Source organism: Leptospira borgpetersenii serovar Javanica (assembly GCF_003046425.1).
Taxonomy (GTDB): domain Bacteria; phylum Spirochaetota; class Leptospiria; order Leptospirales; family Leptospiraceae; genus Leptospira; species Leptospira borgpetersenii.
Map to the genome: position 1 here is coordinate 97501 of NZ_QAJG01000008.1, position 2500 is coordinate 100000.

Annotated in this window: 3 protein-coding genes (2 of these 3 running past the window's edge); 1 reads left to right on the top strand and 2 read right to left on the bottom strand. The window is 34.3% G+C overall.

Annotated elements, in window-relative coordinates; all coding sequences use genetic code 11:
• Window positions 1-213: the 3' portion of a hypothetical protein gene (locus CLV95_RS08345; RefSeq protein WP_016757368.1), read on the top strand. It extends 474 nt beyond the left edge of the window; the window shows 213 of its 687 coding nt (coding positions 475-687); its start codon lies off the left edge, out of view; it ends in the stop codon at window positions 211-213.
• Window positions 214-283: 70 nt separating this feature from the next.
• Here CLV95_RS08345 and CLV95_RS08350 read toward each other — a convergent pair whose 3' ends face one another.
• Entirely contained in the window at window positions 284-601 is a 318-nt protein-coding gene (locus tag CLV95_RS08350; protein WP_002735067.1) for a phasin-related domain-containing protein, read from the bottom strand.
• Window positions 602-1639: 1038 nt separating this feature from the next.
• On the bottom strand, window positions 1640-2500 hold the 3' portion of the coding sequence (locus tag CLV95_RS08355) for an LIC_10230 family protein (RefSeq protein ID WP_002744818.1). It continues 144 nt past the right edge of the window; 861 of the gene's 1005 nt are visible here — the last part of the coding sequence; the start codon falls outside the window, past its right edge; the stop codon is at window positions 1640-1642.

The following is a 2500-nucleotide window of genomic DNA, read 5'->3' on the forward strand; positions in this document are numbered from 1 at the left end:
TCTCAAAAAGGAATTTCTATCCAGGAGTTGTTTCAATCCAAGAAAGAACTTTTAAAACGGCTAATTCAAAGAAAAATCGATCGAAATGTGGCAATGATGAATACTTCTTTTGAAATCTCGATGGAAGAGAAAAAAAATTCCGCACAAGAAAGATTGGTTCAAAGATTAAGTCTTGCTTCCGCTCCGGATTTATCAAACGAAATTGATTCTTAAGGGTTTTTAACGTCTGAAAATGATAAAATCCTTCCTGTATCTAAAACATAAAACACAGGAAGGAAAACAATTAGTGTTTAGCCGCGGTTTCTTTCGGTTTTGAAGATCCGTTCAAAGGGATCTTCGTGGATGAAACACTTTGACTAACTTTTGATTTAACTTCTTCTACCTTCGAGTTGACTTGTACTGCTACACCTTCAACTGAATGAAGAGCGTCTTCTATATATTTTCTAAGGTTTTTTGCAACCTCAGATTGATCTTGTGCTCCTTTGGAGGCAAGTTCCTTGAATTCTTTTTCAACTTTCAGGAGAATGCTATCAGCTTGCTCGCGGAGTGATTTTGCAGCTCCAATTGCAAAGTTAAGCGCTTCCTTGATTTCTTTTTCCATAAGCTTTTTTCCTCTGTTTTTCTGTACTGAGAATAAACCAAAATTATGCGGTGCACAATAAAGTGTCAAGTGGTAATTAAAATAAATAAATGGAGATTATATTGCTATAATTTGAAAACTTTTGATATATATATAGAAAATTTACAACGAATAATGATTAGAATCAGTTTGAAAAAATCTGAGATGGAGCTTCAATTTTTTTCAGCATCTTTGGAACATAATTTATAAAATAAGTCCAAACAATTAATTGATACAAGGAACTCTCCTATGTGTCTTGTGTCAGTCCTCCTTTATTTTTTTATATAAGACCAGATTGAGCTAATTTTCGATTTAACATTTTTTTGGGCATAGAGTCAAAAGTTCGCCCGTTGGATCACTACATAAAAAACTCGGATCATTTTATGTAAAGCAGCGATGAGCAATTTTTTTCTTTTTTAAAGTGAGTTCGACATAACAAATGCGAAAGCGATTATGCTGCGATCCGTAAAAACAGCACTTTAGTTTCAGCGTGCGAGCCATTCACTCAAACTTTCTTATATCGAACTCACATTTTTTCAGCACATAACTTTTCGTATAATTCTTTTATTTTTCCGTTATGCTGACAATGAACCAGACTCCAGGCACTGCTTGAACGATCATCCTTTAATCGAATTACAATCTCGATTTACGATTTTTCCATAACGAACGGTGTCTCCAGAAATATCAATTCTGAGAGTCAAGCTGTATAGTAGCTACTTGTTTGTTCGAGAAAATCTTTTACAATTACCATGTGGTTCATAATCGCCAAGATATAATCGTTCCAACTCCAGGCATAAACATGACCATTTAAACATAACTCTGAAATATGGAAGTTTTCACATTTTATTTTTGCGGAAATATTAGGATGGTTGACTACGTCGAATTCACGTTCTTTTAAAACGATCGACAGAAGTTATAGAATCAAGGTGATTTTTTTCGATTCAAAAGCGTTTCTAAATGACCTAATTCCGAAAAATTCTGGAATTTTTCAAAATTAATATGCAAAAAACAATTTGTTTCCTATAGCCCTTTACTTGAAGCAAAGTCGAGAATCCAAGTATTTATCGATAAAATCGTAAAAAGAAGAACTACAAAAAGAGTAACTCCTACGACTGCGAATACAATAAAGATCGTATTTCGGATCACCCTAAATTGAAGATAACTTACAGATAACGTAATATTTCCGGCCGAAGTTAACTCGTTGTTCTTTCCCATTCTGAAGTAATTACGAATGTAAAACAACATCATAAAAAAAAGTAAGGAAATTAGAAGAATTCCGAATTCAAACGAGTAATGTTTTTGTAGAAGAAAGATTGGAATGTAAACCAAATTTCCCAGAAGGATTCCCGCCAGCATGATTCCCACAAAATGAAACAACATGGGAACCCACGAAATTCTCGAAGAAGACGCGGATTGAAATTCCCTCTCCTCTCCGTCTTGTATAGTTTTAAAAACGTTGAAGCGATCAGCTTTGTCTTCGTAAACTTTCGAGATCACAAAAAGCATATAGATTAATAAAATCGTTAATACGAACAGAAAAATGGATGAAATTGCTCCGATTACGGGAGTTTGTGATATACTTCTCAGGGGATGTTGGAGAGACATTAAAACGGGAAGAATAGAAATCAAATACAAACTTCTATTTAAATACGTATAAAACCACGCTTTATAATAAAGGGTTAAAAAGGAAGTAATGGAAAGAAATATTAAAAATCCGTAAATAAATAACATGATCTTCTGTCCGAGAAGAATTCGGCTTATCCTATCTACGGTCGCTTCGAGTTGTGCATCGGCCGGAATTGTTTTTTCGTTTAATTCTTCCATAACCGTGGAAGTGAGTCGGATTTTCGAAATCAGTCCTCTTTCCATTCCCCATTGTGG

Bases quoted from the DNA above. Each gene is read 5' to 3' on its own strand.
- CLV95_RS08350 (WP_002735067.1), bottom strand. From the start codon at position 601: ATGGAAAAAGAAATCAAGGAAGCGCTTAACTTTGCAATTGGAGCTGCA.